This is a genomic window from Sphingobium sp. C100 (genome assembly GCF_000508185.1).
Taxonomy (GTDB): domain Bacteria; phylum Pseudomonadota; class Alphaproteobacteria; order Sphingomonadales; family Sphingomonadaceae; genus Sphingobium.
The window spans coordinates 46359-72445 of record NZ_AYOY01000165.1; the positions used below are offsets into that span (position 1 = coordinate 46359).

The 26087-nt window shown below is 59.9% G+C and carries 23 protein-coding genes and 2 pseudogenes; 8 read left to right on the plus strand and 17 right to left on the minus strand.

Annotation, left to right across the window (positions count from 1 at the left end; translation table 11 throughout):
* The first annotated feature begins 6 nt into the window (after positions 1-6).
* Positions 7-1302, plus strand: coding sequence for a hypothetical protein (locus tag C100_RS40450; protein WP_031309899.1), 1296 nt, complete (start codon positions 7-9; stop codon positions 1300-1302).
* Positions 1303-1346: 44 nt separating this feature from the next.
* Here C100_RS40450 and C100_RS49385 read toward each other — a convergent pair whose 3' ends face one another.
* The 3 genes from C100_RS49385 to C100_RS47595 all read right to left on the minus strand — a co-directional run bounded on the left by C100_RS49385 (position 1347) and on the right by C100_RS47595 (position 3852).
* Entirely contained in the window at positions 1347-1520 is a 174-nt protein-coding gene (locus tag C100_RS49385; protein ID WP_161633929.1) for a hypothetical protein, read from the minus strand.
* A 536-nt stretch (positions 1521-2056) separates the two neighbouring features.
* Positions 2057-2479 (minus strand): MarR family winged helix-turn-helix transcriptional regulator, encoded by a 423-nt coding sequence (locus C100_RS0125005; RefSeq protein ID WP_152536494.1) that lies wholly within the window; start codon positions 2477-2479, stop codon positions 2057-2059.
* 98 nt (positions 2480-2577) lie between these two features.
* Positions 2578-3852 carry a GNAT family N-acetyltransferase gene (locus tag C100_RS47595; RefSeq protein ID WP_024020812.1) on the minus strand — a complete coding sequence of 425 codons (1275 nt, stop codon included), beginning with the start codon at positions 3850-3852 and terminating at the stop codon, positions 2578-2580.
* A 288-nt stretch (positions 3853-4140) separates the two neighbouring features.
* Here C100_RS47595 and C100_RS40465 point away from each other — a divergent pair, with 288 nt between their 5' ends.
* Together C100_RS40465 and C100_RS47960 are read left to right on the plus strand one after the other, a co-directional pair.
* Complete coding sequence (locus C100_RS40465) at positions 4141-5253, plus strand: LysR family transcriptional regulator (RefSeq protein ID WP_235219115.1); 1113 nt, start codon at positions 4141-4143, stop codon at positions 5251-5253.
* 194 nt (positions 5254-5447) lie between these two features.
* Positions 5448-5852, plus strand: coding sequence for a hypothetical protein (locus tag C100_RS47960; protein ID WP_084625445.1), 405 nt, complete (start codon positions 5448-5450; stop codon positions 5850-5852).
* Positions 5853-6208: 356 nt separating this feature from the next.
* Here C100_RS47960 and C100_RS40470 read toward each other — a convergent pair whose 3' ends face one another.
* The 3 genes from C100_RS40470 to C100_RS49190 all read right to left on the minus strand — a co-directional run bounded on the left by C100_RS40470 (position 6209) and on the right by C100_RS49190 (position 7941).
* Complete coding sequence (locus tag C100_RS40470) at positions 6209-6430, minus strand: hypothetical protein (RefSeq protein ID WP_024020814.1); 222 nt, start codon at positions 6428-6430, stop codon at positions 6209-6211.
* A 198-nt stretch (positions 6431-6628) separates the two neighbouring features.
* Positions 6629-7030, minus strand: a complete 402-nt coding sequence (locus C100_RS48780) for a hypothetical protein (RefSeq protein WP_024020815.1) — start codon at positions 7028-7030, stop codon at positions 6629-6631.
* The gene (locus C100_RS49190; protein ID WP_052028338.1) at positions 7027-7941 is read right to left on the minus strand and encodes a GGDEF domain-containing protein; all 915 of its coding nucleotides are present in this window, start codon (positions 7939-7941) and stop codon (positions 7027-7029) included. The genes C100_RS48780 and C100_RS49190 overlap by 4 nt, the downstream gene beginning before the upstream one ends.
* Before the next feature lie 695 nt (positions 7942-8636).
* Between C100_RS49190 and sciP the strand changes: the two genes are divergently transcribed.
* Positions 8637-8936: a CtrA inhibitor SciP gene (gene sciP / locus C100_RS0125015; protein WP_031309906.1), complete on the plus strand. Its 300-nt coding sequence runs from the start codon at positions 8637-8639 to the stop codon at positions 8934-8936.
* A gap of 42 nt (positions 8937-8978) precedes the next feature.
* Here the strand turns inward: sciP and C100_RS40480 are convergent, their stop codons facing one another.
* The 5 genes from C100_RS40480 to C100_RS40490 form a co-directional block, all read right to left on the minus strand.
* Entirely contained in the window at positions 8979-10481 is a 1503-nt protein-coding gene (locus C100_RS40480) for an ABC1 kinase family protein (RefSeq protein WP_024020819.1), read from the minus strand.
* 312 nt (positions 10482-10793) lie between these two features.
* Positions 10794-11651: a GGDEF domain-containing protein gene (locus tag C100_RS40485; protein ID WP_235219116.1), complete on the minus strand. Its 858-nt coding sequence runs from the start codon at positions 11649-11651 to the stop codon at positions 10794-10796.
* A gap of 84 nt (positions 11652-11735) precedes the next feature.
* On the minus strand, positions 11736-11984 hold the full coding sequence (locus C100_RS48350; protein WP_152536495.1) for a hypothetical protein: 249 nt from the start codon (positions 11982-11984) through the stop codon (positions 11736-11738).
* Entirely contained in the window at positions 11953-14124 is a 2172-nt protein-coding gene (locus tag C100_RS0125020) for a putative bifunctional diguanylate cyclase/phosphodiesterase (protein ID WP_200866579.1), read from the minus strand. The genes C100_RS48350 and C100_RS0125020 overlap by 32 nt, the downstream gene beginning before the upstream one ends.
* 316 nt (positions 14125-14440) lie before the next feature.
* Positions 14441-17338, minus strand: a complete 2898-nt coding sequence (locus C100_RS40490) for a Tn3 family transposase (protein WP_024020823.1) — start codon at positions 17336-17338, stop codon at positions 14441-14443.
* A 95-nt stretch (positions 17339-17433) separates the two neighbouring features.
* On the opposite strand from C100_RS40490, the gene C100_RS40495 reads away from it, so the two are divergent.
* Positions 17434-18063, plus strand: coding sequence for a recombinase family protein (locus tag C100_RS40495; RefSeq protein WP_004213007.1), 630 nt, complete (start codon positions 17434-17436; stop codon positions 18061-18063).
* Entirely contained in the window at positions 18060-18617 is a 558-nt protein-coding gene (locus tag C100_RS40500) for a hypothetical protein (protein ID WP_004213004.1), read from the plus strand. The genes C100_RS40495 and C100_RS40500 overlap by 4 nt, the downstream gene beginning before the upstream one ends.
* A gap of 920 nt (positions 18618-19537) precedes the next feature.
* Here C100_RS40500 and C100_RS40505 read toward each other — a convergent pair.
* Positions 19538-19772: pseudogene (locus C100_RS40505) on the minus strand (transposase); the annotation flags it as partial.
* On the opposite strand from C100_RS40505, the pseudogene C100_RS40510 reads away from it, so the two are divergent.
* Positions 19755-20129: pseudogene (locus C100_RS40510) on the plus strand (transposase); the annotation flags it as partial. The pseudogenes C100_RS40505 and C100_RS40510 overlap by 18 nt on opposite strands.
* 2 nt (positions 20130-20131) lie before the next feature.
* Here the strand turns inward: C100_RS40510 and C100_RS47965 are convergent.
* From C100_RS47965 to C100_RS40525, 4 genes are all read right to left on the minus strand, one after another.
* Positions 20132-20800: a TetR/AcrR family transcriptional regulator gene (locus tag C100_RS47965; RefSeq protein WP_084625446.1), complete on the minus strand. Its 669-nt coding sequence runs from the start codon at positions 20798-20800 to the stop codon at positions 20132-20134.
* Positions 20801-21158: 358 nt separating this feature from the next.
* On the minus strand, positions 21159-21656 hold the full coding sequence (locus C100_RS40515) for an aromatic-ring-hydroxylating dioxygenase subunit beta (protein ID WP_024020827.1): 498 nt from the start codon (positions 21654-21656) through the stop codon (positions 21159-21161).
* The gene (locus tag C100_RS40520) at positions 21653-22828 is read right to left on the minus strand and encodes an aromatic ring-hydroxylating oxygenase subunit alpha (RefSeq protein WP_008829815.1); all 1176 of its coding nucleotides are present in this window, start codon (positions 22826-22828) and stop codon (positions 21653-21655) included. Before C100_RS40520 ends, C100_RS40515 begins: the two co-directional genes overlap by 4 nt.
* Positions 22829-22871: 43 nt before the next feature.
* Positions 22872-23858: a dihydrodipicolinate synthase family protein gene (locus C100_RS40525; protein WP_008829814.1), complete on the minus strand. Its 987-nt coding sequence runs from the start codon at positions 23856-23858 to the stop codon at positions 22872-22874.
* Between the two features lie 149 nt (positions 23859-24007).
* On the opposite strand from C100_RS40525, the gene C100_RS40530 reads away from it, so the two are divergent.
* Positions 24008-24796: a 1,6-dihydroxycyclohexa-2,4-diene-1-carboxylate dehydrogenase gene (locus C100_RS40530; RefSeq protein WP_024020828.1), complete on the plus strand. Its 789-nt coding sequence runs from the start codon at positions 24008-24010 to the stop codon at positions 24794-24796.
* Positions 24797-24815: 19 nt separating this feature from the next.
* On the opposite strand, the gene C100_RS40535 is transcribed toward C100_RS40530, so the two are convergent.
* Positions 24816-26042, minus strand: a complete 1227-nt coding sequence (locus C100_RS40535) for an NAD(P)/FAD-dependent oxidoreductase (RefSeq protein ID WP_008829811.1) — start codon at positions 26040-26042, stop codon at positions 24816-24818.
* Positions 26043-26087 lie beyond the last annotated feature (45 nt).

Below are 26087 nucleotides of genomic sequence, written 5' to 3' on the forward strand. Positions count from 1 at the left end.
AGGTAAATGTGGTTGATCGCACGCCACAGCGATGGCCGAGGCGCTGGTCGTATTCCACTTCCCGCCCCCGTTCGTGACGCGCTTGTGAGGTGGTACGTCGGCAAGGGCTCCCGGCATGATGAGGAAGCCGGGATAATGCTCGTCCAGCAAGCTCGGCTCGGCGAAAAATGGATCGCCTGCGATTGCCTGGCTCCAGAGGCAGCCCCGCCGATCCTCACTCCAGCCTTCCTATCAGAGGCGGAAACCTACTACCTCCGTCGCCTCACCAGCCCCAACCGGCCGGAGCACCTGCCGGATTGCCCCTTCTTTCGCGACCAGGCGACAAACCGGGTCACCGAGGTTCGCACGCCCGAGAGCCCCGCCGATCCCCCCGCGGGTTATTTTGAAGTGCTGAGGCCCGCGCCGGAGAAGCTGGCACAACGACCAGAAGAAGAGAGCAGCGACGATCGAACCCGCCAAGCCTCCGTGCCGCGTCTGGCCCGCCTTCTCTGGCGCCTCATCCATATCGCGGGCCTCAATCGCACGATGCCCCTCTCGCACGAGGCGCCTGACCACTCTATCGGCGATGAGTTTCGATGTCTGACCAAGGCGGCCAAGCGGGTCGAGATCGCGCCGGGAATGGAGCTTGGTCGCGCCTTCTGGACCCACGCACAGGCGCTCCACAGCAAACGGGTCTATGCGAGCCTGCGCGAACTTGCGCGGCGCTGGCCGCGCGCGCATGCTCCGCAGGCTTTTCTCGCGCTCTTCGCCCAGGAATTTCGTGGATCGACAATCCAGGTGGCGGGCTGCGACCCGGTTGTGCTCGCTAACCGTGTGCAATCGCCATCCGTGCGGGGCAACACGATCAAAGGCCCCTATCTGGTCCTCATCGTGGCCGGCGAATATCCCGAAGCGCACGGATATGCCCCGCTTCGAGGCTATGCCCAGCCAATCTTCTCGGGAAGGCGTTTCATTCCGGTTGACTCAGAGTTTGAGCGCACCGTCCTGCGCGACCTGCTCCAGCTCCGGCGCGACTTCGATCGACGACAGATCGATCTTGTGCTCGAAAAGCCTGTTTTCGACACGCTCACCGACATTGGCTCATGTCGTCCCGACTTCCTGCTTGAAGCGCGCTCCCGCAGCACCGGGGAAATCCGGCAGCTCGTGGTCGAAGCGATGGGGTCGACGGACGATGCCTATCTTGCAGCAAAGGCCACCACCCATCCGCGTATGGAGCAGATAGCACCCCTACTTTGCATTTCCCAGAAAGACGCGAATGAGGATCGGATAGGACCGATGGTGTCGCGCGCGTTCGGGCTTTGATCAGAGGAGAGCTCGTTCGACGCACTGCCGCTCGAACTATCATCCTATTCCAGACAGCACGGCCAGACTGCCGCGATCAGCCCCACCTCATCGACGCAGCGAATAAGCTTACGATACCGAGAGTCACCGGGGTCGAGGTCAAATAGAGCTTCTGCCAGCGCCACCATGTCCGAGGTATGAAAAGCACCGCGGATCTGACGGATTTGATCGTCGACCATGAACGGTCCCGGTAAATCTCGATAGCGGCAGTGGCACAGGCGAGCGCGAAGGCGAGCGCGCAGCACAAGCCTGCGGCGAGATAAAGCGCTAGCCAGTTGGACAGTTCGATCTGGGTAAGCTGATGCATGGCAGCCCTGTATATATTCGATATATACGAATAAATCCTATCCATGGTTTCCCGACATTCCGCCGCACGACAAGTCAAGTGACCATGCGCGCATCACCGCAATGGGCGCGGGCCTGAATTTCAGACGCTCCGAACAAATTCTTGGCCGGTTAGGACGCCTATGTTGCGCGCTGCGCGAAGCTGCGAAGTGGCAGCGCCCGAGCGGGAGTCCCGCCATTCCCGATGAGAGGCCAAGCTGAGCATGGCATCGGATCGCGACACACAGTGCATCCGTTGGATTCATCCGGCGGCTGGACGAGGGACTGGATCTGCTCGACGACATAGACTGCGGCGTCGACGACGGAGTAGCCTTCAGCGGGCCGTCAATCGCGCCAAACCAAGAGGCACGCCCTGCGGCCATTTAGCCGTTCATCCCACGGCCTGGTCGCTCGAGCGATAAGGACAGCCTAATCTAGCGATGCAACAGGGTGGCATGCCTTTACCTGCCAGGCGGTCCATGAAGACTTCCATGATCTCCCGTCCCTTCGCACTGAGCCCGAGATAGGTGAAGCGCTGATCCGGCTGCCCTTTCGCGCGCTCAATGAGGCCAAGATCAATGAGCTTGCTCACCCAGCGGCGGCCCGTGCTTGGGGGCACGCCAGCAATCAGCGAGACGCTGCTGGCTTTCACGCATACACCGCGTCCAAGCGCGGCATAAAGATCCAGCAGGATGTCCCATGCGGGGTCGGAGAAGAGATCACTGCCGATCACCTCTTCCCGTAAGCGCCGGGCCATCAGCGCCCAATGTGCCAGCCGGGCACCGGGCAGAGCGCACTCCGGATCTGCCGACACGTCTCGCGCGAGACCGCCTGCGCAACCGCATGCGACGCCCGGGTCCTCTATGTCGGGAACTGGCGCCCAGCGGTCCCGCTGCCTCTCCGACCCTGACATTATGCACCCGCCGTGGAGGAGGATGTAAGGTTCTGCGCCATGCGCTCGACAGACGGTCCGCGATTGCGCCTGCGCGACCCGATGGATGCGGGCCGCGATGACGATCGGTCCAGCGGACCAGGCCGATCCCAATCTCCCTCCGGACGGATCAGTATGTAGGGGTCGGCACCAATGGCGAGCCGATCCTCCGTCGCCGCGAGGCTCGCCTCGAGCTCGACATATTCGACCTCGGAGAAGGTGAAGCGCGGTCGGTCCGCAATTGCCCTGAAACCGAATATACCCCAGAAGCGGACCAGGTCGCTGCGAGAATGACCGTAGGCGCGGCGATATCCTTTGCGACGGCAATAGCTAATCGCCTCCCTGACGAGGCGAAAAGACAACCTCGAGTTCCGGAATTCATGCCGCACAGCGAGACGTTCCAGTTTTACGAAGTCCGCGAAATAGCGCACCCTAATACAGCCCGCCGGTTCACCATCGATCTCGCCGAGGAAATGTGTCGCGCAAAAATCATTTCCGTCGAACTCCTCGTCGAACGGGCAATCCTGTTCCGCCATGTAAGTCGCCGACCGGACCGTAAAGCATTTCAGAATGTCTTCCATCGTGCGCGCTACGCGCACCGTGATCGCGCCGGCAGGTCGTGCAACCAGTTCGTTCTCAAAGAGCGGAAACCCCGAACGGGGGGACAAGGCCAGCAGATCCGCTGCAGCATTTGGGTAGACGTGGCGCGCTTCAATGAAACCCAAGGCAGGGAATAGACGAGACATATGTCCAGTCACTCCTCGCGTAAAAAGCGGACAACCTTCCGGCGCGAGGCGCCCGAGAAGGGGAGCCAGCGCACGGAGCGTCGGCGTCAGCGTGCCGGGGGCGAACATCAGCCAGATGTAGATTGCGTGGGGCCGTTCATCAGCTCGGCAGACCATCGTCAGGTCCGGCTCCATTCCGCTGAACTGTCGGTTTACAAGCGCCGAAGCTCCCTGCCGATTTAGAGGGAGATACGCGAGGAACGCCGGTCGATCTGATCGTTCGTCCTGCTCCCCCACGATATGAAAAATCTCCCGGTTATGCGCGATAGCGGCCGCAGCGACATCGTTGGGTACCAAGCCCCTGAGTTGGCGCCTCGCAAAAGCCAATGCGGCAAGTGCTTCATCCAAACTCGCCGCCCGCGTCACGGGAATTGTCCTATCACCAGCAGCACATAGCCTCTGGACACGCTCGGAAAATGCCATCGTGTGGAAGCCGTCGATCGCCGCGGTTTGTATGTTCGCCCGGTACATGCATCCCCCTTCGTGACTGAAAGGGTTACCCAAATACCTACATCTGCTTACCTTGAGGCGAGGTCATCTTTCGCTATGGCGGGTTCACTTTTGACGCACCCCGCCATCGATGTGCCTAAATGTCACGGCGCCAGGGAATGACTGACACATCCGGGTTCCGGATCTCCTCGCAAACGTTGACCCAAACAGAAACATCCGGATTGACCGAACTTATTATTGATTTTGAAAGATCGCATGAACTCTCTTGCAGCGGATTCTGCTGTGATCCGAAATAGAGGAGAGAGCGGTTTGCCCACGTCCAAGAAAGCGCGAAACGCTAGAAAGATACCCATCCCATCGGCCAAAGTTGGCAATCGCCGATCCGAGACACGCTCCTCTTCCGGTAACAAGTCCTTTCAGGAAAAGCTCAAGCTCGTCGACTGGACCGATCTGGAGCTTTTTCTCGACGTGGTCGAGGCGGGCAGCCTGCGGGCTGGTGCGTCGAAGACCGGCCGCGCCGTCGGGACGATCCGCCGCCGGCTGCAGCGAATCGAGGACAAGCTGAGCGAAGTCATCGCCCAGCGCGGCCCCTCCGGATTGCGATTGACGCGGGTCGGCGAGAAGCTGCTCCTCACCGCCCGAGAGATGCGGCTGACACGGCAGAGCGCGGAGGCAGTTCGTCCTTCCGCCGGCGAACGCGAGCGAATCCGTATGGCCGTTACGGAGGGCCTGGGTACGTACTGGCTCATGCCTCGCCTCGTGGAGTTCCAGCGCGCAAATCCTGGCCTCGACGTGGATCTCCACTGCGACATGAGTCGCAGCGATGTTGCCGGCGGCGAATGTGACCTGGCCGTACAACTCGAGCCCCCCGCAGAAGGGACGGCCATCGTCCGCCATATCGGCTGCTTGCATCTCATGCCCTTCGCCGCAGAGAGCTATCTGAAGGTTGCGGGCACCCCGACATCTGTTGACGAATGGCCGAACCATAAGCTCGTATGGCAGGAGGCAGACCAGGTCGCCTCGTACCTCTTGCCCTTCATCCTGGGACGCTCGGAAGTGCCGGGGCTGATAAGCATAAGGACCAACAGCAGTTCCGCTCATTTTCGAGCGATTGCGACCGGCGGAGGCATTGGCATCCTCCCAACCTACGCCCGTGCGATCAGCAGGCGGGTGCGTCCACTGGACCTGGACGTTCGATTGCGGCGCGAGATATTTTGCGTGGCCAATCCGGCCAAGGCCTCCTCGTCCGGCGTGCAATCGGTGATAACATGGCTGACCAGCTGCTTCGCCGGGGACATATATCCGTGGTTTCGCGACGAGTTCGTGCATCCGCGAGATTTCGAACAGGCCATCTCGTCACGCCACGTCATAGGGCTCTTCGAGGGCTTCATCGACAACATAGCTGCCGATGAACCCGATTGAATGCCTTAAAAGTGCCGCGCTTGAAAAGGTGCTGGCGAACGCGTGAAAAAAAGCGGCTAGCCGAGCGCGATCAGCAACTCCACGTGACATAACCAATGTCGCCGATAGTCTCGAAAGTGCCATCTGCAGCATTCTTCAGGGCGCCATTGGCAGCCTTGGCGCCCTGAGGGACACTGGTTGAGGAGGTTGGCCTGATGTTCGAATGCCTCTTTTTAGGCGACAGCCTCGCAGTCGGCACCGCTCAATTCACCAATGCCCGCCTCGCGCGGCCATGCACAGTCGTCGCGGCTGAAGGCGCGACAGCCAAGCAGATTTTGGCTTGGCGGAAACCCGCAAGACGTTTCGGTGTCACCGTAATAGCGATCGGCTCGAACGATATGCCGGATGGCCTTCTGTCGGAACGACTCATACGCATTCGATCATCGATCAGCTCACGCCGCGTTATCTGGATTCTGCCCTATTCGCGTCCTCGCTCCTATGTCGTGAGCTCGGTAGCCGTTAGTTTTCGCGACGAAACCCTCGATATGCTCCGGTTCCCGTCACATGATGGGCTTCACCCGAAGCGATATCAAGATGTTGCAACCAGCCTATTGCGCTGACCGAGCCCCGGCGTGGCCACTGTTGAAAAGAATTCGACATAATCTGTAGCATCGAAGAGGCGGACTAAGACTAACGAACTTGCCAATTGACACTCGATGTAAAATCACCGTGTGAGACCCATTGTGTCGTATTTATACAATATCATATCGTCTCGCAATGGTAACGATTCATCGCGACCCGAGGGGCAGAATGAAAATTCGAAGCCCTTTTGAACTCGAAAGGGCGGCATCCAAGTGGTGTCGCCTTTTTTCGGTCGCTTTCTAGCTTCTTGATAGAGCCCACACAATTGACGCGACTATCGCGTTGGGTTCGGGCCAGGGTACCCTCAGCAGAGTTCAAACCCATTCTTGTAGCCTCAGGCCGAGTCATCCAAGGGTTCTCCCTCTGGATCCCTTCCGGTCATCAGATACCATTGCTCGATTGTGCTTGGTGCTCCGATCAACCGTTCAATGCCATCGCAGACGCAATATGCCGCAGCGTGTTCGTCGTGCGCATCGAGGATGGCCAACGCACGCTGAAGAAGGCACTTGGCTTCGGCTAACTCGTCCGTCAGCACGCGCTCGGTAAAATGCATCATGTTGCACCTCCATTTCCCTTCCCGCTTTTATGTCGGCGCCGAGACGGAGAAGCCGGTAACAAGGACATACTCGACATCTCAGCGATGAACGTCCGTTTGGATTCTGTTGAGCGGGAACCCGACCCACCCCGGGTTCCCGCTCTCCTCGTCGGCAGCTACCCGGGCGCCGGACGAAGATGCCGCATATCTACCGCCCCTCTAGCCTTTTTCTCCAACTTCGGCTGCTTCGCGCAGAATGCCCGCCCAGCATGCGATCAGGAGCCCTTGCGAATTGTCGGTCTCCGATGTCGTCGTCGCATAGATGGCGAGAATTTCCGCGAGTTCACGCATCGGAATGACGTTGGCACGGCCAAGAACGGCGGCAATGACGGCAAAGGTGCCCCCAAGGGCAAGGATCGCGGTCCGATCAAGCGGGAGGCGGTCCGCAGATCCTGCCTCGTCGGCCTGCCCCTCCAACGGCGCCAAAACCGCCTGCGCAGCGACATCATGCGCGCGCTCGAGATGAGCCGCCGCGACATTGAGCCCCCATCGATCCAGGATCCGGCGCACTTCCGTCATCAGGTTGATGGCCCGCTCGAGATCAGAACGCTGCCCTGTCACGCGATCTGCTCACGGGTGCTGAGTGGCATTTCCCGGGTTTTAATCTCCTGCGCGCGCTCGGCCCATCCAATCTCGACCGCATTCTTGCCGCCACGCTTGGCCCGGTACATGATCTGGTCGACCGCGTTCATCAGCGATGCCGCGTTCTGCCCATTGTCAGGCTGGATGATCAGTGCACCCATACTGCAGGTGACAGGATATTCTCCCGTTGCAAGGACGACCGACACTCTTCCGTGCAGAGTGCGTGCGAAGCTCTCCCCGGCATCGGATGGGCGGACGCGAAGGAGGAGAACAAACTCATCGCCGCCTATTCGGCCGAACGCATCATCCCGCCGCACGAGTTCTCTCGCGCCGCGTGCGAAGGTGCGAAGGACCGTATCGCCGGCGGCATGCCCGTGCTGGTTGTTGATCGCCTTGAAATCGTCGAGGTCGAGAATGGCGAGCAGCAGGATCCCTTGGTCCTCGCGCGCAGCGTCGAGAGTCTCCTCGAGGTAGGAGTGGAATGTTTCCCCATTGAGCGCGCCGGTCATTCGATCTCGCAGGGCAAGATGACGCTGACGATCAAACGAGCGCCGGAAACTCGCAATCGTGGCGGCCACGAAAAGGTAGGTTCCAACCCGAACCGTCGTCCTGACTGCCAATGCCAATGGCGAAGAATCCGACATCGGAAGATGAGGCATGATGGCCGAGACTGCGCAGACGAGCGCGACAAAATAGCCGGCGCGCTCGCCCAAGGACCAGCATGCTGCGCAGATTGCGGGTATGTATAGCGGTGCGAGCCCCGCGTCCGGGAACCTCGAATTCGCCCAGGTGAGCAGAGCGGTCGTCGCCACAATTGCAACCCAGGCGCTCTCTCGCGACATGGATTCCAGTGCTTGAGCAAGTCGTCCAACCGGCAGATGGCTGTCCACACCTTGTCCCTACTCGTTTCTCATCGTCCCGGCTCGAGAGTTGATTGGGAAGTGCCCAGCCGGCGGCACGCCCCCTATTCGGAGACGTGCCGGCCCCCGAAACCGGGTGTTGGAAACCTGAGAGTTAGTTCAGGCGCGGACGCCTTTGGGCCGGGTGGCCTTGGACATACGCGTCCGCCACCCGGTCAAGAAGCTTGACCGGCTCTAACTCTAAGAAGGTTTCCACGCCTCCGGCCATGTCTCCACGGCTGCCTTCAAACTAGGCCAAATTTCTTAAGAAATGCAAGAAAGCCTCGGCCGGAGGCCATTAAAATCGATCCGTAACGGACTGGCCATCGGATTTCCGTGCGGTTTTCACAGGAACCAGCCCCGCCGCTCTGCGCGCACCGCTGCGAATTGCGATCAGAACACACCAAGAGGGGCAACGTCTGCCGAGGCTCTTCCGAACTCTGAAGCTGATCATATCGATTGGGACTGCCGTCAGACCAGATGCGACAGTCAATCCCACTAGGATTGGCTCGATATCCCCGCTGTGGGGAGGCGGGGGAGGCTAGCGGCAAGTCATGATCGCACACCTCGCTAATCTGGCGCATGCGGCGTTAATCAGTTTTCTTCACCTCAAAACAAGCGTGTCATGGCTATTCTTCGCCAACGGAGGCGCGACCTCCAAGCCGATCTGCGATGACAGGTGTAAGATGATCGAGAACCAGAAATTCCGGCCCGCGCAGGTCATTGGCCCCCTTGGTGAGCCCCTTACGCTGGAAACACTCCCTCCGCCCACAACGACCCGTTGGGTCATCCGTCGCAAAGGTGAGGTTGTGGCAGCCGTGAATGGCGGGCTCTTGACGATCGATGAGGCATGCGATCGCTATCAACTCACGCTCGAAGAATTCGCGTCCTGGCAACGGGCCGTTGACAGGTCGGGCCTTCCGGGCCTGCGCGTCACCCGGGTTCAGCATTACCGCAGCCTCTACGAACGTCAGCAGCGCTACTGATCGATCCATCGGCTGGCTGCTCCCAGCCGAGCGGGCAACGCATCATCTAACGACGAGAGCAACGGCCAACATGGCGGCGCCGATCACGAGTGCTGCGGCGATCCACCTGGAGGCACTGACGAGATTGGCGGCGGTGATCGGCATCGGAGTTTCGGCCTCCAGCCTGCGCACGGCAGCGCGCAATAGTCGTGGCGCATCATCGCCCAGTTTCATCAACTCCCAGCTGAACGCCTGAAGAATCGGCGCCCAATGATCCGGTGATAGTCGCGCCGCGATTATCCGACGCGATGCCGACCGCATCGCGGCCGAGAGGTCGAAATTGGGTTCGATCGCCGTAAGAACGCCGTCGATCGTCACCAGCGCTTTAAAGATCAGCAGCAGATCAGGCGGCATGGTCAGTCCCTCCTCGCGCATCAACGCCAGGAAATCGACGACGACTGCGCTCAACACGAGTCGTCCTCCGCCATGGCGCGCAACAAGGCGCTCGGCTGCAACGCGAAGCGGCTCGCGTGATGCCGCGCCCGACCAGCTGAGCAGCACATCGGCAAGTTGTCCCGGATCACTGCTGGCGAGCGATTGGAGGAAGCTTAGGAATTCCTGGCGCCGACGCGGGGATACATGACCAATCATGCCAAGGTCGAGTAAGGCAATGCGGTTACCAGGTAAGCAGAGCAGATTGCCGGGATGCGGGTCGGCGTGGAAGCGACCGTTGATCATCACCATGTCCAGCACGATGTCAGCACCGACTGCGGCGATGGCCGCGGGATCGATGCCTGCGGCGCGGAGATCAGCGGCGCTGCGAGGCGAAACGCCAGCAACATAGTCCATCACGAGTAATGTGACGGATGACCATTGCCAGTGAATTGCCGGCACGACGACACGGGAATCTTCGGCGAAGTCGGCACGGAGGCTGTCAGCGTTGCGCCCTTCGTTCGTGAAGTCCAGTTCCTCGAGTACGGCCGCGGCAAGTTGGCGCAGCATGGCCGACGGCGCGAAACGCCGCGCTTCCGCACTAGCGGCTTCCACGATTGTCGCCAGCTGCGCGATAAGGCGAAGGTCGGCTTCCATCCGCGGCCGAATGCCCGGTCGCTGAATCTTGAGCACGACTTCGCGACCGTCATGCAGCGTCGCGCGGTGGACCTGAGCCATGGATGCGGCGGCGAAAGCTTTGTAGTCGAAACTGGCGAAGGCGTCCTCAGGCGGCTGACCTAGTGCCTGCTCGACGAAGGGACGGAGATCCTCGAAGTTTAGAACAGGTGCCTGGCCGTGCAGTGTCTCAAGCTCGGCGATCCACTGAGGCGGCAACAGGTCGGCTCGCGTCGCCAATATCTGTCCCAGCTTCACGAACGTGGGGCCAAGCTCCTCCAACGCCAGCCTGGTGCGGCGCTGAAGGCTTAGGCCATCCCCATCACGCTCATCGCCCGCGTCGGTCGACGACAAGCCGAGCCGGGACAGGAGGACCCCCAATCCAAAGCGGGACGCGACCCGCATTATCTCCGCCAATCGGTTGCGATCGCGCGCGGCCACGGTCAACGTCTTCAACATGGCGACAGCTATGCCATGGCCTTTTAAAGCGCTCCACTATTCTCGTTTTCTCGGCAATGACATGTTTGATTCTCGGGTTGCCCCGTTTGCTCGAGGCATTCTTTCACCGGCTCTTTTTTGACGTTCATGTTGCCCAAGCTATGCGATACGACTTCCGCTAAGATCCTACCCAAGAAACCCACCTGCGACGAGACAAGGTCTCACGACCGCTTCCACAATTCATTCCGCTCCTTCGCCCGCCACCTGCAGATCAGCGGTGGAAGTCTCGTCGAGCGGTCCGCCTGCCTCTTAAATAGGCACTCTCGCGCGAAGCTACCTGCTTGCTGCAAATCCCTCCAACCGCTGAGCAAAGAGGCGATCGACTGCCGGCATGCCGGGCACATCAGCCCTGCCTACAAAGATGGCATTCTTGCCCGCCTTTTTGGCCCGATACATGGCCTGGTCGGCCGCATGAAGCAATTCGGTGATGTCGCGCGGTGCCTCGGGCGGGATCAGCAGCGCGCCCATGCTACATGTGACCGGATAGGGTATGCCCCCCAGGACAGCCGAGAGACGGGCATGAATCTCAAGGGCAAAATCGTGGCCTTCTCCCACCGAGGGCACACGCACCAGCAACGCGAACTCATCATCGCCTCCAATACGACCGATCAGGTCTTCCCGACGCATGATCGTGGATGCCCCCTTCGCAAAGCTACGTAGCACTTCATCACCGATCAGATGACCCTGGCGGCTGTTCACCGCCTTGAAATCGTCAAGGTCGAGGATGACTAACAGGAGCGTCTGGCCCGCATGTCCCGCATCTTCGATCGCCTTAGCGCAGCGTTGGTGAAAGACTTCCTTGTTGAGCGCGCCCGTCATGCGATCCTGGTGGGCGTGGAACAGCTCGCGGTCATAAGAGCGGCGAAAACTCGTGATGATGGCGGCGATGAACAGATAGGTTATGACCCGGAATGCCACGCGCACAGTCATGACAGGACCGGACAGGCCGGGCGTTCCATCGAAATAGACCAGCGTCGCCATCAAGGCGGCGATCAGTGCCACGAAATAGCCCGCCCGCTCGCCCAGCTTCCAAGCCGCCGCGCAAATGATGGGAATATATAGCGGTACGATGCCCAGCTCGGGGCGTTGCCTGTCGGTCACCGTCAACGCTGCCATGGCGATCAGGATCATCCACCAGGTTCCCTCCCTCGAGAGGGTCTCCAGGCGGTTGGCCAACCGGCCGACGGGCAAGTGACTGTTCATGCGCTTTTCGCCCTATGGCAACTTCCGTTCGGGTTCGCGACCGTCCCAGTCCGTGGGAGGTGCTGGCCGGTCGGGATCCGATGCGAGCTCTAAGATGCGTCGTCCCGCGATCCAGATTTCCTGACCTTGCCAATACACCCAGATGCGCAACGCCTTCGCCGGTCGATCCGGGTCAGCGGCATATTCCAGAGCTGAATTGAGCGTTAAGCCCGCGATTGCCGGCTGGTATTCATCCTCTCCCCGTCGCTTGACGGCGATCATCGCTGGCGCCTTCCATGGAATTGGCTTCTGCATTATCAACTTCCTTGCGAAATTCTGTCTTGTTCGGCGCACCTTGGTCGAGCCTCGCAACATTTGCGGCGTCCGCCTGACTAGGCATAGGACGACCGAAGAAATAGCCTTGCACCTCCATGCAACCCTCGTTGCGGAGACAATCCAGTTGTTCCAGCGTTTCAACGCCTTCGGCGACCGTGGTAACGCCCAGCCGCTTACCGAGGTCCGCCACGGCCCGGACCACCGCGGCGCAGTCGGGGCGACTGACGGCATCCTTCACAAATGATCCATCGATCTTGATCTTGTCGAAGGGGAATGCGCGCAAATGTGCCAGCGAGGAATAGCCGGTACCGAAATCATCGAGCGCCACGCGTACGCCCAGCGCCCGTATCCGGCGCAAATCCCCGATCACGTCATGTTCGTCATCCAGGAGGGCTGTCTCGGTCACCTCGATTTCGAGCCGGTTCGGGGAAAGGCCGCTTTTGACCAGGGCTGCCAGCACGTCGTCGGGCAACGTTCCCTTGCCGAGTTGCGTGGCCGATATGTTGACAGCGATCCTTTCGCGGTCCGTCCAGGTGGCCGCCTCACGGCACGCCGTTTCCAACACGAAGGAGCCCAGGGCATCGGCCAGCCCGGATTGCTCCGCGACCGGCACAAATTCGGCGGGCGCAATCCAACCCCGGCTTGGATGATACCAACGCACGAGCGCCTCGCGCGCCGTAACCTCGCCGGTCTCGATGGAGACGATCGGCTGATAAAAAAGGAACATGCCCTCCCGGGTGCGCAGGGCTTCGCGGAGCTTCGCTTCCAGTAGCACGCGCTCCTGGATACGGCCTTCCATTTCCGGCGTGAACAGCCGCGCATTGCCCTTGCCAGCTTCCTTCGCGGCATAGAGAGCGATATCCGATCGGGCGAGAAGGACTTGCGCGGTCTCGCCATGGATGGGCGCAAGCGCCACGCCGATCGACGCGCCAATAGCGATATTGCCGTGTCCAAAGTCATAGTTGACGCTTAGAGCCTCGATGATCCGCGCCGCATGGGCCTGTGCTTCTTCTGCATTGCCGTGCGGCAGGAGCACGGCAAATTCGTCTCCGCCAAGGCGGCTGACGAGCATCGCCGGCGCACTGCAGACCGCCCGCAACCGCTTCGCCACTTCGGCGAGCAGCATGTCGCCGACGCCATGCCCGCGCGTATCGTTCACCAACTTGAAGCCATCGAGGTCGATGTACAGCAAGCCGGCCAAGTTGCCGGGGGTCGCCAGACGCCGTTCCAGCTCATCATTGAAGCTCGTGCGATTAGGCAAGCCCGTCAGCGTGTCATAATGCGCGAGCTGCCGAATGCGATTCTCCGCCTCGACCTCCTTCGTGACCAGCGCCCAGGTCAACATGGGGCCTATATAATCGCCATCACTGGTGGTGACGGCCGTTATCTTGAGGTCGAGCACTTCGGGACCCAACTGAATGCGGGCACTATAAGGAAGGTTCGCGGGATCAGACAGTATCCGGCGCTGATGCGCCGGGTGCCGGTGGAAGACGTCGATCGACATGCCCACAAGATTGTCGGCCTTGATCGTCAGAAGATGCTCGATCTGCTTGATAAGCAGCTTGGACGGTTCGTTGGCATAAGTGATCGCGAAGCTGCTAGGGTCGACCGTCATGACGGCGACCGGCATGTCGTCGATCATGCGGAGCAGGCGCCCCTTCTCATCCCATTTTTCCAGCTCGATCTGCCGCTTGATGCTTTGGGTAAAATATCGACCGAACCTGCGGGTATTATCGATCGCTATGCCGATCGTAACAAAGAAAATGACGGCCAGCCCCAGAGTGCCGGAGGTCGAGCGGCTCACGACGAGGGCAACAATCCAGACCGGAATGTTTGCAGCCGTAAAGGCGACCGTGGAGGTAAAAACGGTCGCCTGAACCAGCGCCCCGCCCCACATTGTGCTGATGATCACCATCAGCATGAAAGCCCTGGTATAGCCGTCACTGTGCAGCACGATCCATGTCGGACCGACCGCCATCGTCGCTGCGACCAGCCCGGTCGCCACCATCAGACGCTTTTCAGTCGAAAGTAGCGCAGGTTCGACGGGTCGCCTTGCCGTGCGCCATGCCAGATAGCTGCGCGCCATACAGGTCACCGCTACGATCGGCCCCCAGATCGCGAACAACATCCCCCATTCGGCGAAGAGAAGATATGCCGAAATGGAGATGACGATGAGATACCCCAGAAGCGCTTTGGGGACGTTCGATTCATCGCATGAATCTGATAGCCACGCAGTAACGCGTCGCCGTCGACCTTTGATATTTCGGTCCCCTGACGATCGGCGATATATCTGCTGACAGCCTTAAGCATCTGCCTGTCGCTCCTATGGCTTTCCAGTTCAGAAGTGGAAGGACACGCCGCCGCTCAATGGGGTCGGTTCCGGCTGAGGGCGGAATGACACCCTAAGCGCCGGCGTCCTTGGGCCAAAGGTACTCGCCAGTGAGGAGGATGTGTGCCCATCCGAGCGGCGAAATATGGGCGAGAAGATGGTCGGGGGTATCGAGCCCTTCGCGGCGCCGGGCCTCAACGGCATGGCCAAGGTGCAGGGTGTTCCAGTAGACGATGATGGCGGTGAGCAGGTTGAGGCCGGCGATCCGGTAATGCTGACCCTCCGTCGTGCGGTCGCGGATTTCGCCCTGACGGCCGATGCGCAGGGCATTTTTCAGCGCATGATGTGCCTCGCCTTTGTTGAGGCCGACCTGTGCACGGCGCTGCATGCCGACGTCGAGTATCCATTCGATGATGAACAGCGTCCGCTCGATCCGGCCCACCTCGCGCAGCGCGGAGGCAAGATCGTTCTGGCGCGGATAGGAGGCGAGCTTGCGCAAGATGCTGCTCGGCGCGACCTGTCCAGCGCTCATGGTGGCGGCGCAGCGGAACAGATCGGGCCAGTTGGAAACGATCAGCGCCTCACGCGCCTTGCCGCCCACCAGCGGGCGCAATTCGCTCGGCGTCGCGGCAGGGTCGAACACGTACAGTCGTTTGGATGGGAGGTCGCGGATGCGCAGTACAAGGCGGCAGCCGAGCATCGCGCTGATCCCGAACAGATGATCGGTGAACCCGCCAGTGTCGGCGTACTGCTCTTCGATCCGTCGCCCTGCCTCATTCATCGTCAGCCCGTCGAGTAGATAAGGTGCTTCGCTGACCGTGGCTGGAATGGTCCGCGATGCAAACGGCGCGAAGCGGTCGTTGACGTGGGTATAGGCCTTGATGCCGGGATCGTTGCCGTAGCGGGCGTTGATCGTATTCATCGCTTCGCCCTGCCGTGCGGCGGGGAAGAACTGGCCATCGGCCGATGCGGATCTGCCCATACCCCAGACCTGGGCCATCGGCAGCGCCCCTTGCGCCGCGACCACGTTGGCCAGCGCCTGGTCGATCGCCTCGCTTTCGACGTGCCAGCGAGCGAGACGGGAGAGTTGCCAATAGTCGTGAGTGTTGGAAGCCTCTGCCATCTTACGCAGACCCAAATTCAGGCCCTCGGCAAGCAGGACGTTGAGCAGGCCGATTCGGTCGCCGCATGGCACGCCGGTGCGCAGATGCGTGAAGGCATCAGTGAAACCCAGCGCGGTATCGACTTCGAGCAGCAGATCGGTGATGCGGACGGGCGGCAGCCGGCGATACAGATCAAGCACCAGATCCTCGATCCCATCCGGCGCGTCAGCGGTGAGCCGATCAATGCGCAGCGTGCCGTCCTCGATGCTGCCTTTCGGAATTGTACCGCTGCGCGCGGCGCGACCGAGCCGGGCAAGGCCATCAGCGAGACGCACTTTGCGGTCAGCCAGCCAGACATGCGGGTCGGACGGGACCGCCAGCTTCGCGGCATGCGCGACCGCCATCGGCACGAGGACGTGGCGCAGGTCACCATATCGATGCGAGCGGTCGAGCCATATGTCGCCCGAGCGCAGCGCGTCGCGCAGGTGAAACATGACCGCGACTTCCCGGAGGCGGGCATCATCATCGCCCTTCGCCCGCAACTGTCGCCGCCATTTGGAATGCGGGCGCAAGAAATCGTCGGCCGCCGGAACTGCGCCCTTGGTAGCGATGACGGTAGCCGCGTCCAGCAAAGGCCGTGCAACCGCCGCAGCTTTGAGGTCGAGGCATCGCAGCATGCGCGGGGCATACCGACGGAAGCGGTGATACCCCTGATCAACATAGGCCAGCGGATCATCGCCCAAGGTGTCCGTCAACGTCTTGGCCGTAGCGACGAGGCTGGTGAGCCGTTCCCATCCCGCCCCGCCCGCGACCGCATCTTCCAGCGACGCGCCGTCGCCATGCGCTTCGAGCAATGATTGACCGAGTGCAGTGAAGCCGTTCAAAGTCGCAGTGGTAGCGCCTCTGGTTTCTACGACCCGCGCGTCATGCAGTTGCTTCGCGTCGCGCCAGGTGCGGCCAACGATCCGGTCATGTGTTTCGATCACCGCATCCGCAGTCGCCGTGGCCCATTCAATGACGCAGACCGCCATGATAGCGCGGCGCCGATCGGCGCCGAGGTCGCGCAGGCCATCGGCGAAGTAGCGCTCGCCCTGCCGGCGTAGCCGGGCGACGCGATGCGGTGGAACACCGGCAAGTATACCATCATTGAGGTTCATCGCGCGCAGGAACTCGAGCCGGTCGAGCAGCCGGTTCGCCGCGGCGGAGTTGTTGCCCGGCTCAATCCGGCGCAGCCAGATGAAGCGGCTGATCGCCCCCGGCAGCATCTCGGTAGTCAGTCGGTCGAGCCCATCACAGGCGACGGGATCGAGACGGGCCGCGATCCGCTTCTCGATCCGACGTTCGGCGGCGACGAGCGCGTCCGCGCACAAACGCTCGATTGTCGTGATCGCCGGCAGGATGGTCATGGTTTCACGGCAGCGGGCAATGAAGCGCCGGGCAAGGTCGTCGTTTGAGCGTGCCTGCTCGGCTTCGGCGAGAAGCCAATCGCGGAAAGCCCTGGCATACGGTCCCCGTCCGGGGAACATTCTGTATCCGTAGATACGGCGCAGCGCCTCCATGTGCTGGTGGCGGGTTTGGCGTCGAACGGCATAGGCCGCGAGCGTCTCGCCAGCGATGCCAAGCTGGGCGCCTAGAAAGGCAGATACAGTGTGGGGGATCAGTTCGCCGGGAGCAAGGGTCCGGCCTGGATATCGCAGCGCGCACAACTGCAGGGCGAACCCGATGCGGTTCTCCGGTCGGCGACGCCGGTCGATATGAATCAGGTCATCGTCTGCCAGAAGATAATGGCGCAGCAGCGCCGCTTCGTCAGTCGGTAGGTCGAGTAGGGCCGAACGCTGTCGGGCGCTGAGGATATGGCGTCTCGGCATGCACGGCTTGTCCCCATTGAACAGAAGTCTGTTTTGGACAACACTGACCCCACGCAAATCAAGGCTTTTCGAGGCCTAATTCCAGAAGGGTTCAATTGGGACAGCGCGCCGCCATCTACGCCAGGGTTTCGACAGCCGACCAGTCGTGCGAACGGCAGCTCCGCGACCTGGCCGGCTTTGCCGAGCGTGGCGGCTATGAAGTGGTCGAGGTCTTCCGCGAAACCGCGTCGGGCATGAAGGCAAACCGTTCGGCGCGGGCTGAGGTGATGAAGCTGGCGCAGGCACGCCATATCGATGCGATCCTCGTTACCGAACTCAGTCGCTGGGGGCGTTCGACCCAGGACCTGCTCGATACACTCAACCGGCTGTCGGGCTGGCGCGTGTCGGTGGTCGCGATGAGCGGCATGACGTTCGAGGTCGATACGCCGCATGGGCGGATGATGGCGACGATGCTCGCAGGTATAGCCCAGTTTGAGCGCGACATGCTGAGCGAGCGGGTCCGCTCTGGCCTTGCTGCAGCGCGGGCACGTGGCCGCAAACTCGGCCGGCAACTGGGGGAGCGACCCAAGTCGGACCGCCTCGCGCCCAAAGTGTTGGCGCATATCGCCGAGGGGCGGAGCTATCGCTGGATCGCTCGCGACCTGGGACTCAGCAAGAACACGGTCGCCGGGATCGTGGCTCGCGCACGGGGTAACGTGAGCCCTGATGTCACGGTGACGACATGACCGGGGCGTCTGGACGGCTGCGTCCCGATCCCCGGCGCAAGGCGCGGTTTCGCGAAATCGCCCGAGGCATTGTCGCCAAGGATCGCTACAATCGGAAGTACGGGATCGCCGTCGACACTGCTGGCGCCATCGCGCAGGCGCTAGAGCGCGCGTACCGCGATGGAGTCCGGGACGACCCGGCCGCAGCCGTTCAAGCGCCCGAACAGGATGATGCCGGCCCGCTGGAATGGGCGTTGATCCCACCACGACCGCGAGATGCCTTCTGGAGTATCTGCCTATACACCCTGGGCCGCGATACCGATCTCCCACGTGACGGCCATCTCGCTCCGGCTATTACCGAACGCGGAACGCCCGGATGGACACTCGTGGCAGGAGGGTACACCCCTGACAGGGTGATCAGCGATAGGAGCATTGGCCCGCTTGTCCGCCTCGGCCTTATCGCGCTCGCAGTCGATTTACCGGTTCGCATGATCGTAACCGCACAGGGGAAGGAAACATGGGCTCTCTTCTGCCAGCGCGGTGGGATGTACCCTGAGGATCTCACTGACATTTGATCCATTTGATCGACATCCATCCGGCGGAATGGTGAAGGGCAGCATCCGCCCCGTTGCAGACGTTCCCAATGGTCGTCATCCCGGCGCATGCCGGGACCGTGGGCTGTCTTTAGAAGCAGCCTCACGTCCGGGCGCCCTGGCGATAGCTATCGCCTCAAGACTTGCCCACGGTCCCGGCATGCGCCGGGATGACGGATGACCGCGCCCCACCCCAAATCAGCCGTCACCCTGAACTTGTTTCAGGGTCCATCAATCCGAAAGCCCAGTTTATGATCGGCCAACCGAGATGGCGGCACGAGCCACCACGCTCCGGCACCAATCGCCCGATGGATCCTGAAACAAGTTCAGGATGACGCAAGGCGGGGGCGCGATGTCCGCTCCCCACCCCTTCTTGCCGTTTCGCTTAGGGTGTCATTTCGCCCTCAGCCGGAACCGACCCCAAGCTTGGCATCATTCTGCACCGGATGTGGGTCGATGAAGCCGACTTCAGGTACGGCCAGCCGGCATAGCCTTCGAGGAGAGAAAAGATGCCCGGATACTCAGCTACGTAGAGGTCCCCTGCGGGTGACCGGCGAGGGGACGATGGTCAGGGACAAGCCGCTGGACGCTTTGGCGATCAACGCCGTTTTCGAGATCGGCTACCCTGATTTTTCCGACCGCATCATGTGACGACCACGCGTCGATCACGGACAGAAGCATGAACCCCAAGTCGATCTACCTTGCAGTCCCGCACCCAATGACAGAAGGTGTCCAGCTCCTTGATCTTCATCTTGAGACCGGCCTGATCGAGGCGACGGGATTGGTAGCGCTGGGTCGATCGGTTGATCGGAAATGCGCCGCAGGCCCTCCGTTCGCTCACCTGGTAGTTCGCCCGCAGATAGCCAACGATCTCCCGAGCTCGATCAGGCCTTACATTTTTCGGCGGATGACGTCCTGCAGCATCTCTTTGTCGAGACTGAGGTTTGCCACGAGCCGCTTGAGCCGGACATTCTCCTCCTCGAGCTGCTTCAGCCGCTTCGTCTCCGACGGCATCAGTCCGCCATATTTGCTCCGCCATCGATAGTAGGTCTGAACCGATATGCCGGCTTTGCGGCACACCTCCTCGACGGTCGTACCATCCTCGGCCTGCTTGAGAATGAACGCGATCTGGTGCATGCTGTGATCCGCACGCCCCACATTCAGGACCGCGACGGAGTCCCAATGGTGCTACGCGAAATCATCGCGCGCTTTTGGTATCTGCGGCACGTCTTCGCAAATGGCGGCTATGCTGGCGACAAACTCAGGAAGGCTCTGCGGCGAATGGCGAAATGGACCATCGAAATCATCAAACGGTCAGATACCGCCAAAGGCTTCGAGGTGCTGCCCGGCCGCTGGGTGGTCGAACGGACGTTGGCATGGCTCAACCGAAACCGATGCCTAGCAGAGGACTTCGAGAAAACCATCGCTTCGGCAAAGGCTTGGGTCTTCATCCCGCCCGTTCAAATCGTCATCCGACGTATCGCAAGACTATGAAATCAATCCGCATGATGACGAACCAGGCACTTATGGTAAATCTTCATAAAAATCTGTACCGCGCGATCAGCGATTTGGTCGGCTAGAATGTTGTTTGCGTGTCGCAACTCCAGTATCAACCTTCGATTGAATCCTGAGGTGCAAAGATCAAGTAACAGCATAGCCGCGTCATCCGGATCTTCGTCGTATAAAGAATTAGCTAAAAATAAGGAAACTTGATCTCGAAAATACAAAAATGTATTAGAGTAGAAAATATTTCCTAACTTGGGAATGCGCCGATTGTTGATAATTATAATTCGCTCGATTTCGATGGTGTCATCTCGCATCAAGAAATGGCAAAATCTTTTCGAAGATAAATTCAACATACTGGTTGTACTACTACATTCGGAAATATCGAGATCAAGAAAATTTCTAAATAACTGAACTTTCAATTCAATAGCGGCAACAGCAATGTCTTCCTTGTGATCAAAATATTGCCAAAGAGTGCTCTTCGACCCGCCCAATATACTAGAAATATCAGACATAGTGACATTATCGTAGCCACTCTCTAAAAATGCATTCATCGCAACGTTTACGATATTTTTGCGACGCGCACTTTTTTTCAGTTCTCTCTTTGAACTGATTGATAGGACATTTTTTTGCCGCATAAATCCTACATGGCTTCGGATCATCGAAAAAAATGGTGCTCGATAATGTCAGTGACAGATTAAGGAAATTAAGGAAAATTAATCTCTTGATAAGAATATGATTATATTATACTAATTCTAGATATTATTCTTGCCGCTAAGCTTTCTCTAAGTGGCTGTCCTCGCTTAATTTTTCTCCACGTATTATAGCTTATCCCAAGCTCTTTCTGTAACATTGAATCCGTTCTTCCAGTTGAAAAGCGTATAATTTTATCCGCGATATCTTTTGGCAATTTCACCATCTTACATTGTGAACTCATATCGAAATCTTCCGAAGATTACTGCTAAAGCTATAATATAGATCGGTATTTCTCTGGAATATTTAGCTATATTGCATAACTTTTCATATCGGGTAGACAAGATATCGCGGGAGTACTGACGTATCCAATTCGGCACGGCGGGACAGAAACTTGGCCCGACCATCGCCCGAAAGCCGAACCATATCGAGATAGCGACCTGCGGCAAGAATTTGAGTGACCCCGGTATCCATCGGCGTCATGAAAACCGAAAAGTTGGACATGGCCTCTGCTGTGCTGGCATCGACCTGCCGATGGCTGACCCGCTGAACGAAATGGCGAGTGCGGTAGTCCTGAAAGGTCCCTGCCCAGATCTCTGTGACATAAGTGACGCGATCTTCCAGTCGCGCCCTACAATCGTCGAACATGAAGCCGAGTTCGAGGTTATGTTCTGTGTTCTCGGCCGCACGGCAGTAATAAGATGCCTGTTCTTCCTCGGCATAGTTAGTGAGCCAGCCTGTCATGTCTTTGCTGTCGAGCGCGTTGGCGTCCGCCAGCAGCAGGCGGTCAAGAGCGCATTCCAGTTTGGTGGGCGAAAGCATCATGCTTGTGCCCTTTCGAATCCCATCACCGAGCGGTAATATTCCCAGCGCGGAAGGTTACCGCTTTCATCGTTCTGCGAAAACTCGGACTCGAGCTTGGCAGGATCACGCACGCCTTTCTGGAAGATCGCATTGCCAGGCGTGTGGCTGCCGATGTGGATCCGGTGGAAGATCGAAGCGTCTTCCATGCTAATTAAACCGCATGGACCCAGTAAATTGGAGCTTTGCCGTAACCGGTGGCGAAGCATGTCCGCATCGTCGTTCTGGTGGGCGAAATAGGCGTAGTGGACCTCGGTCGTTTCGGCATCGATTGGGGTCGCGAAGCGCAGGTTTATGACGTCGAGATGTTTGGTTGAAACGAAAGTCGGGAACAACTGGACGATGCGTGACCCGACTGATGGATCCTGCCCTTTGAAGGCAATCAGATCCTTATCTTTTAGAACGCTGGGACCGCTCGCCACGGAGAGTGCCGACTCGAAACAGACATGGCCGCGTTTCGTGGCGGTATACTGCCGCCCTTTGCCGCCCTGCCAATTGAGCATCTTGAATGCCGCGTGGAGCAGCGGGGCATGGTAGCCGTCGTTGTCGTTGTAACCCTTCCAGTTGCTGTCATAGCGAACCTTCTGATAGCCCAGCAGTTTAAGGCGACCGTCGCCCGCCATCAGTTCGCGCAGGGTTTCTCCTGCTTCGCCGAGAAACTGGTCAAGGGGTTCTGTCTCAGCCGAGAACGTCACGAATATCAGGCCGTAGAACAGATCGAAGCGCGGCTGCCCCAAGGGGTAGTCCGCCTTGTCGAAACCGGGTACGAATTCGCGCGGGTTGGGACATCCAACAAGCTCGCCCTTGGCACTGAACAGCCAACGGTGATAGGGGCATTCGAACTCGGTTTTGTTACCCATTACCGCAGTTTCGAGCTGGTTGCTGCGATGCGAGCAGGCATTGTAAAACACGCGAACCTCGCCCCCTTCATCCCGCGAGATCAACAGCGGGATTCCTGCGAGGCGGATCGTCCGGAAATCGCCTGGGTTGGGCAACTCGCTTTCGTGCGCAACCGGATGCCATTCCGGGCCGTGAAATATCCGCTTGATCTCTTCCAAGTAGAGATCCGATCGCGTAAAGGCCGCCTTGGGAACTTCGTTATAATTCTTCGGCCAGGTCAAGGTCGCGTCAGCCATCCTCTTGCTCCCGCATTTCCAGTGATCGTTTATCTGACCGTCTTCAACGCTCTGTTTCGAGCGCTTTGCCCAGTTCGGCCCACATCCGGCCCGAATTACGCGCGCCTTCGAGATAGCTTTCGGGACATAAGTGATAGGGTGGACGGCAAGGTCCGGCGTTCATCCATCCACCGGCGGTCATCCGCGCCTTTTCCAGCGGAATGTTGTAGGTGGAGAATTCCTTGAAGCTGCCATTGGGAAACAGCGTTGCTGCCGTGGGCGCGAGCCGCCCCATGAAGGTCTTGGCCTTGCTCCAGTCGCCGGTGGCGCGGGCCTGTGCGACGAGATCGCGCAATGTCGTACTGACGAGAGGATGGCAGACCGCGCCGCTTGTCCAGAAGGCATCGACCGAATCGTCCATCCGCGCCGCGCCATAGTAATCGAAGTCGATCGGCAGCAGCTTGATCCGCCCCTTGATTGCGGCCAGATCGGGCAGCAGTGTGCCAACACCGATATACTTGGCAGTAACAACTTGGGGGATTTCGGCGACCTGACCCCAGAAATGGCGCGGGAAATCGAACTTGAATGCTTCGGGATTGGCATAGATTGCAATATTGATATCGGGCACCGCCTCAGCGACATCCTTGTAGAACTGGACCGCGACATCGACGCTCGGCGCGCACCACATCGGTACGCCCAGCATCGTCCCGGTCGCGCCGATATCGACTGCCTCGCGGGTCAGCGCGATGGTGTCGCGGGTGTTGATACAGGTTGTGCCGACAAACACCGGAACCCGGCCCGCTGCGGCATCTACGATAGTCTTCATAAAGACGAGCTTTTCGTCAAGCGTCATGGTCGCGGCCTCGCCCAGCGTTCCCATACTCAGGATGCCGTCGACTCCGGCCTCGATCAGGCCGTTGACCATGCGGGCTGCTTCGTCGACATTAACCGTATCAGTGGCGCGCCAATCGGTAGCACCTTCCTTGGCGGGCGTCGGCACGATCGCCCAGGCACCCTTTATATCAGCAGCAGTCAGCAGTTCACGCGCCACGCAACATCTCCCAAAGATTTTCAATCATTAGCCAATATGTAACGCATTGCCCACGGGCTTGGCAAGGGAGGAATGCGGATTTATGAAGCCGAATGTGACTAGGATTGCACCCTTCCGGCCGGACGGGTGCGGGTTTGGAGAAATCAGAGATGACAGACGCAAACGTAAGATTTGCAGGCAAGATCGCGATTGTCACGGGAGCAGCCCAGGGCATCGGCTTTGCTACGGCCCAGCGCCTAGGGCGAGAAGGCGCCACAGTCGTCGTTGCCGATCGTGCAGAACAGGCGACACTGGATGCGGTTGCGCGACTTATGGCCGAATCTGTCGACGCTCACCCCGCCATCCACGACCTCGAGCAACAGGCTGGAGCCGCTGCCCTGTACAACGCTGTAAGCGATAAATTCGGGCGGATCGACGTGGCCGTCCATAATGTCGGTGGCACGATCTGGGCCAAGCCTTATTGGGAATACACCACCGAAGAAATCGTCGCCGAAATTAATCGCTCGTTGTGGCCGACGCTGTGGTGTTGCCATGCAGTGCTGCCCCACATGCGCGCGGCGGGTCGCGGCGCGATCGTCAACATCGGCTCGGTGGCAACGCGCGGGGTCAATCGCGTGCCCTACGCGGCTGCGAAAGGTGGCGTGGCGGCGCTGACCGCTGCGTTGTCGCTGGAACTGGAGGATTGTGGCATCAGGGTAAATTGCGTGGCTCCTGGCGGGGTCAACGTGACCCGTGTCACCCCGCGTAATACCGCTCCGCATTCCGACGCGGACCGCAAGGGCTTTGGCGAGGTGATGGAGCAGACCTTGCGCGATACCCCGCTGGGTCGCTTCGGCGAGCCCGAGGAACTGGCCGCCGCGATCTGCTTTCTAGCCGCCGACGAGGCGTCCTACATCACCGGCCAAACCCTCTACGTCGCAGGTGGCGGGATCGGCTGATCCCGCCCGCCTTACGAGCCTAACCAGCCTGCTTGAGGATATCGCGGAGCGACACATCGGCATCGGCCAGCTGCGCGGCCTGGGCATTGGCTCGGCGCTCGATCAGCCGTTTGCCGATGCCCATGTCTGGGGCGCGGTTGACAGTCAGGATGCCCTCGATCATCTCGCCTGACTGGAAGAATGCGGTAAACTGGTTGCTTGCCATGTCTCCACGCAGGGTTACCTCGGCTTGCACCGGGATATGGCCGCAGAACTGGATATTGAGATCGAACTGGTCGCTCCAGTACCACACCGGCTTGCAGTAATCGACGCCCTGCCCGAGCACGGCGAGCGCCGCGGCCTGAGCCTGATCGGCAGCATTCTGGTAGGTTTCCTGGCGGATATGGCCGCCGAAGAAGCTCTCCTGTTCGGCCACGTCGCCGGCGGCAAAGACATTCTCATTGCTGGAGCGGCACCGCCGATCGACGATGATGCCGTTATTGGTGACGATGCCTGCGTCCCGGGCTAGGCTGATTTCCGGCACTATCCCGACCCCGACTACCACGGCATCGCAATCCACCAGTGATCCGTCATCGAGTTCGACCTGCGTCACCCGCCCGTCAAGCACCTTCATCGCGTTCACGCCGCGTCCGAAGCGGGTGTCGACGCCGCGCTGGCGATGTTCCTCGCCCAGCCATTGCCCGAACTGCGGCCCGAGCGCGCGAATCATAGGCGCGGCAAGCGGTTCGATCGCGGTCACTCGGCACCCCAGCTTGACCGCGCTGGCCGCGACTTCAGCCCCGATCACACCCATGCCGATGATGACGATCCGGGCGCCGTCCCTGAGGTCCGTCGCCATCCGGGTGGCATCGTCCCGGGTGCGCAGGTAATGCACGTTGGCGGCGTCGGCACCCTCCATGTTGAGCTTGCGGGCGGAACCACCGGTGGTCAGCAGGATGCGGTCGGCTTGGACCAGGTCTCCGCCCGTCAGGCGCACAGCGCTCGCCGCCAGGTCGAGCGCTTCGGCACGCGTGCCAAGCCGCATTTCGATGCGGTTGGCGGCGTACCAGGCCTCGTCATGAAGGAAGAAATTGTCCGGTACATTGGCCGGATCCCACAACACCTCCTTGGACAGGGGCGGGCGCTCGTAGGGCCGCCACGGTTCTTCGCCGATAAGGGTGATCCGGCCATCGAAGCCAGCCTGGCGCAAGGACTCCACCGCGCGGCCACCCGCAAGATTTGCTCCGACCACGGCTACCGATTTCATGCGATTCTCCCAACTTTGCGTGCTTTCCCGGTCTTATTGCCGGAA